Genomic DNA, 8,547 nt, shown 5'->3' with positions numbered 1-8,547 from the left:
TTCGATATCGAGCGGGACAACCGCAACCAATTGGCTTTTGGCTATGGCGGACATATGTGCCTAGGGCAGCATCTGGCCGTACTCGAAGTGGCGTGTTTTTTCAAAGAACTGGTACAGAGAATCGACACCATCGAAATCGCTGGGCAACCAGAATGGGTCCGTGCAGTTTTCGTTGGAGGACTAAAATCCTTTCCGATCAAATACCGCTTTACATAGAGTCGCGGTGCTCGCCTCCGGTGGGTGCAGCTGGCTCTTCACCATTAACCGGATTTGGCGAACTGCCATCCAGCCCCGCTATCTAAAGGGACGTTCGAGACCTTTGCACCGCTTGCAGAAGCGCGCGTCCGTTTTGAGTTCGACTCAGTTAACTCCCACAGCCCCTGCGCCAGGTCGCCTTGGATCGGAGTATCCGTAAAACAGACCGTCCTTCCACATCACCGTTTGAAGACTGCCCATACCGGCGCTGCGCTTGCTGAAACTAATGTTGTGGCCTAGGTCAATCAGACGCGTCACGGTGTCGGGACTGATGCCGCTTTCAATTTGCATGAGGTCTGGCTGCCACTGATGGTGGATGCGCGGTGCTACCGTGGCGTCGGCGATGTTCATGCCAAACTCGAGCACGTTCAAAACCATCTGCATATTGGCGCTGATGATTTTTGAACCGCCCGGGCTGCCCGTCATCAACAGTGGTTGGCCATCTCGGGACACTATTACGGGTGACATAGAACTCACGGGACGCCGATAAGGACGTATCAAGTTGTTCTCACTGCCCATGAGCCCGAAAGCATCCGGAATGTCTGAGCGCAGAGTAAAGTTACCCATATTGTTGTTCATGAGGATACCCGTGCCCTCGATCACAACGCCGGAGCCGAAAGTAAACATCAGGGTATAAGTGTTCCCAACCATATTGCCTTCGGCGTCCACTACGGAGTAGTGCGTGGTCTCATCACTTTCGTAGATAGCAAGATTACCCGGCGCAATTTTGTCCGACGACAATGCTTGATCCATAGTGATTCTTGCGGCCAGATCTCGAGCATAAGCTTTGCTCACTAGGGTTTCTGTAGGAACCTCGACGAAATCGGGATCGCCCAGGTACTTGCTGCGATCTGCGTAGGAGAACTTCATCGCTTCGGCCATGATATGTAAGGCATCAGCGCTCTCCGGTCCCATTTTCGCCAAGGGGAAATTCTCAAGGATATTGAGCATCTGAATAACATGGGTGCCGCCAGAACTGGGGGCAGACATCGCGGCAATGTCGTAGCCGCGATAGGTCCCGCGCACGGGCTCTCGCTCGACCACTTGGTAGTCGGCTAAATCCTTCATGGTGATGAGGCCGTTGTGGGCCTCCATATCGGCGACAATTTTCTTGGCAACACTACCGCTGTAAAAGGCATCTACGCCATGTTCGGCGATTTCCGACAGGGTCCAGGCCAAGTCGGGCTGCTTCCACAGCTCGCCAACTTCGTAATTCGAACCATCGGGTTTATAGAACTTGCGCAGAGCGGCAGGGTTATTCTTAAGTCTCTGACTGCGGGACAAATCCGCTGCCAGATCGTAGGTGACTTTGATGCCGTCGCGCGCCAGGCGTATCGCCGGTTCCAAAACCTCGGCTAAGGTCATGGTGCCGTACTCTTCCACGATGTGAGCGAGTCCTGCTACCGACCCGGGAACCGCTGACGACTTATGAGAAAAGCGGTAGGTTTCATTGGGTACAACGTTGCCATCGTCATCGAAGTACATGTCCCGAGTCGCAGCAGCCGGCGCGGTTTCCCGAAAGTCGATGGCAATGGTCTTGTCCTGTTCTGCCACATGCACAAGCATAAAACCGCCGCCGCCAATGTTTCCCGCCCGGGGAAGGGTGACGGCGAGTGCGAAACCAAGAGCAGCACCGGCATCAATGGCGTTACCACCCTTGGCAAGAATCTCCGCAGCTATTTCACTGGATAGTTGGTTGTGGCTAGCCACCATGCCCCGCCTTCCGAGGACGGGATGATTAATGGCGCTGTATTCGAAGAGCGGCTGAGTCGAGTCTTGTTGGGCAAAGCTTTGGGAGCCTGTCGCAAAGATCGCGATCGTGGCCAGCGCAGGAATGATGGCAAATCTTAGGCGGTGGATTCTTTGAACCATGAACGTGTCCTGGGTTGGGGGTTAAAGCCGGTCGCTCTCAGGTGTATTTGGCCATATTGAGCCGAAAACGTCAGCCATAACTAAGAGGACGCAACGCGCACCATTCGCTTTCCTCGATTTTCGCCGTTGAGCAAGCCGACGAGGGCCTCCGGCGCATTTTCGAGACCATCTACAACGTCCTCGACAACCTTGATAGAGCCATTGGCAGCCCAGGACGCTAAGTCAGCGTCTGCTTTAGCTTCATGCTCCGGAAAATCAAAAGCGATGAAGCCTTCCATACGCAAGCGCTTCACAACAACCAAACCGGGCAAATTTCGAGGACCCGCAGGGTTTGAGGAATCGTATTGGGACACTGCGCCGCAACAGACAATGCGGCCCTTCAAATTCATGTGGTAGAGAACAGTTTCCAAAACTGTTCCTCCGACATTGTCAAAGTAAACGTCAATGCCATTCGGGCAATTTGCTTTTAGGTCCTTGAACAAATTGCCGGACTTATAGTTGACTGCAGCATCAAAGCCCAGTTCGTCTACAAGCCAGGTGCATTTTTCTTCGCTGCCGGCAATTCCCACCACACGACAGCCCTTAATTCTACCGATTTGTCCGACCAGCGTACCTACCGATCCTGCCGCTCCAGAGACAACAATGGTTTCTCCCGCTTGTGGTTGGCCGATGTTCAACAAACCGAAATAGGCGGTTTTTCCGGCGATTCCGCGAACTGAAAGTAAATGGCTTAACGGCTGGGTGTTTGGCACAACCTTGAGACTATCGCCTTTTACGAGAAAATAATCAGCCCATACGCCCTCCGTCTCGACAATGCTTCCAACCGCTATCGTTGTGTCCGTTGATTGCTCGACAAGGCCAATACAAAAGGTTGGCATCACATCGCCAGCGACTACTGCATCGCGGTAACTCGGCCCCCTCATCCAGGCCCTATTCGCTGCATCTAGAGACATATACAGCGTTTTAACCAACACCTCACCCTCGCTCGCCTGAGGCATGGGCGTCACTTGCAGTTCAAAGTGAGACGCCTTGAGCTCGTTCTCGGGAACACTCGTCAGAACGATCTGGCGGTTTTCTATAGCCATAGGGATTTTCTCATCACTCGCATACAGTGACCTTAGTGCAGGACCGGCAAGACTACAACGCGGCGCAGGCCGTGAGGGCACTCGATGGCCTCGTGGGCTACGACCTCAGGAAACACCCATGAAACCCCAGTGGCAGCACGCGATCCATCTCCGCCGTCATAACCGGCCCGGATGCCAGATCCGCTGACCGCAGCACGGCAATACCACTGCGCGCCTTGGCATAGTCCAGATAGCTATGCAGTGCATAGCCGCCCTCTGCACCGGGTACATAGAGCGGCTCTTCCACGATCACGCCCTCGCCATAGTCAAAGCTATCTCGCTCACCGCTTTGGGGGTCGACTCGCACAACCGCCGATGCCAGATTAGCTTCGGACTTATCTTGCCCCGCGGCGCCGAGCAAGGCCTGAGCCTCAAATGGCTTGCGGCTATCGTAACTGGGGAACTCCATTGCCAAGCCGAGACGCTCTTTGCGGGCGGCTAGTGAGCGCAGCGACACCGTATAGCGAACCAACTCAGGGTCATTGTGATACGGCCCCGACTCCTGCCGCGCATAGCGGCGCATCCCGTCTGTGACGATACTGCTGTCGGCATACTCACAAGCGGTAAAGTTGAGCGTGTCGCCCTCCTCCCAGCCGTTTCCAAAGTGGAAGACAAACGTGGGCGGTACCTCGACAGTTGCAGCGAGAGATAAATCGTTGCGATCAAAGATCAGTAGCTGACTCGCACGCGAGGCCTCCCAGTGGATGCGTCCCACAAAGCTTGAGCCCTCCCCCAATACCGCTGACGAGTTAAGCGCGATGAGATAACGCGGTGTGAGCACAAAGTCATGCATGTAACCGGCGAAATCCAAATGATGCAGACGGGAGTTCAGTAACTTGCCCTGAGCGCTGAGGTGATAAAGCACCAACATGGGCTTTGCACCAAAGGGCACCGAGCCTATGTTCCACATATCGCCGCGCTCATCCAGATGCGGGTGGGCAGAAAAAGGCACACCTTTAAGCTCATCACTAAAGGTCATTACTCCCTTTGTCTCTAGTGTCTGGGGATCAATCCTATGTGCAGAGCCCGCTTCCCAGAGCGCAACTAACTCACCCGCCAGAGGCTGAATATTGATGTTCGCAACGTTACCGTCTTCGTTGTTCCGCTGAGGCAATTGATCCTCAAAATTGGTGCCGGCACCCCTAAAAAGAAAGCGACCCTCTTTATTTTCCTGAGCGAGTTTCGCGGTTTTAACAAATCGACCTCGATGAGATACACCCTGCGGACTCAGATCGAAGGCCTGCACCATACCGTCTGGATCAAACCAATGTTCATAGCGCCGACCACCGCGTTGATACCGTGCTGGACCATTGCGGTATAGGCGCCCAGCACATTCCGCAGGCAGCTGGCCTTGAACTCGCATGGCCAAGGGAGGTAAATCCTCTTCCACACCGTCAAAACCGATGGACCAGGGCAACAGTTTCGCCGCCTGTGCGACGAAAGGGATAGTATGAAGAGCAGCAACCGCCGCCATACCTTGGAGAAATTCGCGTCGGTTCATGGTTAGCGCACCTTAATTTCAATTGCCGTATCGTTCTTTAGATCTACCGCAGCATCATCAAAGCTTGGCGGACCCATGCGACCCGCGTTGTTGCTAAATCCATAGCCCTCGGTAGGCATGCCAATGAGGTTGGTATCTAACTCACCATTGCTATTAGCATCATGGAAGAGCTTGATGGCATAACGCCCTGGAACCAGGTCATGCAGTGTTATGCGCACTGAATCGCTATCGAGACGCGATTTAGCTGAGACCACCGGTTGCCCCTCTCCAGCGTATGCCTCCGCAGAGTCGTAGAGCACCCACATCAGTTGACCGACGGGTTCGCTAACATTCGTAACCGAAAATGTGAGATCAGCCGCGATGCCGGGTGTCGTCAGCGCCATCATCAATCCTGAAATACAAAATAAACGTTGCATTTGCTTGTGCTCCTTAAGAAAGTCTTTGTTCGGGAGAGAGCATGCGCGATGTTGGGCGGTGACACAGGTGCGAAAAGTCATCAGTTCGCATTCTCAAAACCATGACCTTTGGCACGGTGCGTACCGCTCGTTTAGGAACTAAGCTGCACCTATGCAAAAAAAATTCTTAGCCTTCGACGACTATCTTCTTAACCTATCCGGACTACTTGCGATAGCAGTCTGTTGCTGGGTCAGCCTGCAGCACTTTGACTTCTGGCCGAACCTCGCCCTCTACATGGCCTTTGGCGCTGCGTTCGCAACTCAATCCTTTGCCGCCCCCTTGGGAGTCACACCTACAACCGCCAGAGCCTGCATCATTGCCATGCTGCTCTTGTCTGTAGCCGTGCTCCTACTAAATCGTGACACCGTCGCCCTAATACTCTCGGTAGTCTTAATGGCGAGTACGCCGCATCACTTTACGAGTCGGGACAGCTGGCTGATCATGGCTATGGCCAATCTTTGCTACGGGTTGGTATTCTGGCTTGCCAAGATCCCTCCTGAAACCTACCTCTATTCCGCTCTATCGCTGCTCGCACTGCAGGCATTTGCCATAACGTCGAGTTTAGCTAAGCAGCGTGAAGTGCTGGCGCAAGAAGAACTTATGCGAAAGAACAGTGAGCTCCTGGCCGCACGGGCCGTTCTGGCGAGCCAGAACAAAGCCGACGAGCGGTTGCGTATTGCGGGGGACCTCCATGACAGCATCGGCCATCGCTTGACCGCTCTGCAGCTGCAACTCGAAGTGCTGGCGCACGAGGTCCCTGTGGACCATAAAGCCCAGGTGGAAACCTGCCAGGTGCTAGCTAAGGACTTACTGGAGGAAGTTCGCTCGATTGTCAGACGCATGGCCGAGGACGAGAGCAATGACCTCCTAGACGCGATACGGGAACTGGAGGCGCTAACACCCGGCGTAGAGATATCAGTCGGCTCCCCGCTCCCAGAGTTAGAGGCCCCGCTGGCGCAACAGATGGTCTTTTGTATTCAAGAGGCGATACACAATGCGATTCGCCACGGTCGCGCCAATCGGGTGGAGATTCGCGGCGATGAAGACGCTCTGCGCGTCATCGACAACGGTCGTGGCTTGGCCAACGGACGAGCGACACCCGGCTTTGGGCTGCGCAACATCAACAACCGGTTGGCTGCTTTTGGGGGGCACGCAGAATTACTTGCAAACAGCGATAACGGTTGCCAACTGCAGTTGCACCTGAGCGGAAGCCATCCAGCGTGATCAGCGTTGGCCTGGTTGATGACCAAGTACTTGTTCGCGAGGGCATCGCCCGGCTGATCGAACTATCGAAGGAGGCGCGCACCCTGTGGCAATGCGAAAACGGAGACGCTGCGCTGACACAACTGCAAGAAGCCCCTGTTGATGTGCTGGTGTGTGACATTCGCATGCCGGGTTTGGATGGGATCAGTTTGGTCAAAAAATTGCGCGCTTCGGGGAATGCGCAGGCGGTGCTAATGCTCACGACCTTTGATGATCACCAGCTGTTCATGGAAGCTCTAGCTGCCGGCGCTAATGGGTTTTTATTAAAAGACGTATCTCTGGAAAAGCTCATCAATGCCATCGAAACCATCGCGGGCGGCGGCTTTATCGCTGAACCGCGCTTGGTCTCCCAGGTCAGTACAGGCATTGAAGACGCACCGCCAGCAAACAAAGAGATTCTGAGCAAAAAGGAGCGCGAGGTACTAAGACTAGTGGCCGGCGGGCTGTCGAACCGGGAAATAGCGGATGTGATTCATCTAGCTGAAGGCACCGTCAAAAATCATGTATCGCAGGTCCTGTCGAAACTTAACTGCCGGGATCGCACTCAGGCCGTTCTGTATGCGATTCATTGGCAGTTGATTTGATGCACGCTGACCCATTAACCGCTGTCGCGCGCAGAGTCTGGACTTCGAAGCATCCAAAGCAGAGGTAGGTGTCCCACTTGCGCAACCGGCCTGCTTTATTGGCGGAGAAGCCGATCCGGTACGAACGATGATCACCGGTATGGACATGTCCGCCGATCTTGAGCGGGGCTATGTGGATCTGCGCGTCACCGAGCTTGTCCCTGCGGCTGGCCACTGGCTGCAGCAGCAAGCCCCCGAGGCGACTAATGCTATTCTGGAGCGCTTTGTGCGTTCTTTGGCCTAGCCGCTGCACTATTGCGCGTACTTTAGTCTCGAGGCTCGGCTTAAAGAGATCGTTGTTCACAAGCACCAAAACCCGCGCGTTTTCGTCAGTTGTTACTGTTCACCACTTTGCAGCCTTGCCAAGCCTTTACGAGGCTCTATCGCTCATCTTCTTTCCACTGAATCACCGATGGAGCGAGGTCGGTCTCTTTGAAGCCTTTAAAGGCGCGCTTCCCCCTGGTACGACTCTACTAATTTACTAGCTGGGAACAGCTTGGCATTGCTTTGGGCAGAGGCAAAGACTCAGTGACCCCGCACATCGAGCGTGCAGGCAAAACTAAATGCGCCCAGCACTTTTCGGACTTCTGCTTCCACATCCGCGGGGGTAACACCTTCAACACAGCGGATCGTAATATGGGCGATGTTTCCCAGCTTGGAATCCGACTGTGGATCTACAGAATAGCTTTCCAAATCGTCCTGAAGCTGAACCAACTCGCGCTCCACCACCAGCTTAAGCTCCATAAGATTCAGCGTCGGCTTGTGAATCTTGCCCACGCCGGTTACCGGCAGGCTATCCAATATCGTAACCGCCTTGGGAACCGCGGCGCGTTCGCGTATGTTCTGACGGCAAAACTCCAAAAGCTCTGCTTCGGTAGTTGCGCTCACTGTGTCCACATAGGCCACCGGTACCTCCCCTGCATAGCTGTCCGGACGCCCGACAGCTGCCGCAAGATTCACTGCCGGATGGCTGGCCAGAGTTTCTTCAATGGTCTTGGGGTCAATGTTGTGCCCCCCGCGAATGATGAGTTCCTTTGATCGTCCGGTGAGCCAAAAATAGCCGTCTGCATCTTGCCGAGCAAGGTCGCCGCTATTCAGCCACACATCGCCATTGGAATCTGTCACAAACAATGAGGAGTTCTTGCTGCTATCAGTGTAGCCGGGGGTCACCGAGGGACCATTGATCAACACTGCACCCACTTCGTCCACCGCGCAATCACGCACAAACTTACCATCGCCGTCGATGATTCCTGCCTTAACCTGCGTGTAGGGAATCCGCAGGCCGATTGACCCAATACGAGGAGGGACTGCGGCTGGAGAGCACATCGTGCTGCACACCGTGGCTTCGGTGAGCCCATAGCCTTCGGCGATGCGAACGCCCGTCGCTTTCTGAAACTTGTTGAACAGCTCGACCGGCATCGGCGCGGCACCACAGCCGGCAACTTTCAAGGAG

At 54.7% G+C, this 8,547-nt stretch carries 9 protein-coding genes; 4 read left to right on the top strand and 5 right to left on the bottom strand.

Going from position 1 to position 8,547, the window contains the following annotated elements; all coding sequences use genetic code 11:
- Positions 1 to 216 (top strand): cytochrome P450 (locus AB8B76_RS14000; RefSeq protein WP_405273400.1); only part of this gene is annotated, 216 nt, incomplete at its 5' end.
- A 144-nt stretch (positions 217 to 360) separates the two neighbouring features.
- Here AB8B76_RS14000 and ggt read toward each other — a convergent pair.
- The 4 genes from ggt to AB8B76_RS13980 all read right to left on the bottom strand — a co-directional run bounded on the left by ggt (position 361) and on the right by AB8B76_RS13980 (position 5,168).
- Positions 361 to 2,127, bottom strand: coding sequence for a gamma-glutamyltransferase (ggt, locus tag AB8B76_RS13995; protein WP_405273398.1), 1,767 nt, complete (start codon positions 2,125 to 2,127; stop codon positions 361 to 363).
- A gap of 80 nt (positions 2,128 to 2,207) precedes the next feature.
- Complete coding sequence (locus AB8B76_RS13990) at positions 2,208 to 3,212, bottom strand: NADP-dependent oxidoreductase (RefSeq protein ID WP_405273396.1); 1,005 nt, start codon at positions 3,210 to 3,212, stop codon at positions 2,208 to 2,210.
- A 97-nt stretch (positions 3,213 to 3,309) separates the two neighbouring features.
- Positions 3,310 to 4,752, bottom strand: coding sequence for a carotenoid oxygenase family protein (locus AB8B76_RS13985; protein WP_405273395.1), 1,443 nt, complete (start codon positions 4,750 to 4,752; stop codon positions 3,310 to 3,312).
- A 2-nt stretch (positions 4,753 to 4,754) separates the two neighbouring features.
- Positions 4,755 to 5,168, bottom strand: coding sequence for a DUF2141 domain-containing protein (locus AB8B76_RS13980; protein ID WP_405273394.1), 414 nt, complete (start codon positions 5,166 to 5,168; stop codon positions 4,755 to 4,757).
- Between the two features lie 151 nt (positions 5,169 to 5,319).
- Here AB8B76_RS13980 and AB8B76_RS13975 point away from each other — a divergent pair, with 151 nt between their 5' ends.
- The 3 genes from AB8B76_RS13975 to AB8B76_RS13965 all read left to right on the top strand — a co-directional run bounded on the left by AB8B76_RS13975 (position 5,320) and on the right by AB8B76_RS13965 (position 7,338).
- Positions 5,320 to 6,432, top strand: coding sequence for a sensor histidine kinase (locus tag AB8B76_RS13975; protein ID WP_405273392.1), 1,113 nt, complete (start codon positions 5,320 to 5,322; stop codon positions 6,430 to 6,432).
- Positions 6,429 to 7,055, top strand: a complete 627-nt coding sequence (locus AB8B76_RS13970) for a response regulator (RefSeq protein WP_405273390.1) — start codon at positions 6,429 to 6,431, stop codon at positions 7,053 to 7,055. Before AB8B76_RS13975 ends, AB8B76_RS13970 begins: the two co-directional genes overlap by 4 nt.
- Positions 7,056 to 7,182: 127 nt before the next feature.
- A complete protein-coding gene (locus AB8B76_RS13965) occupies positions 7,183 to 7,338 on the top strand; it encodes an alpha/beta fold hydrolase (RefSeq protein WP_405273389.1) in 156 nt (51 codons plus the stop codon).
- A gap of 281 nt (positions 7,339 to 7,619) precedes the next feature.
- Here AB8B76_RS13965 and AB8B76_RS13960 read toward each other — a convergent pair.
- Positions 7,620 to 8,547 (bottom strand): AMP-binding enzyme (locus AB8B76_RS13960; RefSeq protein WP_405273388.1); only part of this gene is annotated, 928 nt, incomplete at its 5' end.

This window comes from Congregibacter sp. (assembly GCF_045107095.1).
GTDB lineage: Bacteria > Pseudomonadota > Gammaproteobacteria > Pseudomonadales > Halieaceae > Congregibacter.
This window is presented reverse-complemented; position numbering and strand designations above follow the sequence as displayed.